The following is a 207-nucleotide window of genomic DNA, read 5'->3' as shown; positions in this document are numbered from 1 at the left end:
CTACCATNGGCGCTGAAGAGCTTAACTTCCGTGTTCGTCATGGGAACGGGTGTGACCTCTTCGCTATCGCCACCAAACAATTGAGAGTGTTCTCTCAAAACTAGATAACAGGTGTGACATCATTAGACATTAGGTTAAGTCCTCGATCGATTAGTATCTGTCAGCTCCATGTGTCGCCACACTTCCACCTCAGACCTATCAACCTGA

General features: G+C 47.1%; 1 rRNA gene. It reads right to left on the bottom strand.

Features of this window, described 5'->3' with window-relative positions:
* Window positions 1-77, bottom strand: a 5S ribosomal RNA gene (gene rrf, locus WA325_RS21395); the annotation flags it as partial.
* Window positions 78-207: the final 130 nt, after the last annotated feature.

Origin of the sequence: Bacillus sp. 205(2023) (assembly GCF_037027485.1) — a bacterium.
Taxonomy (GTDB): Bacteria; Bacillota; Bacilli; order Bacillales; family Bacillaceae; genus Bacillus; species Bacillus halotolerans.
The sequence above is the reverse complement of the archived record's forward strand: the minus strand, read 5'-3'. Positions and strand labels throughout refer to the sequence as shown.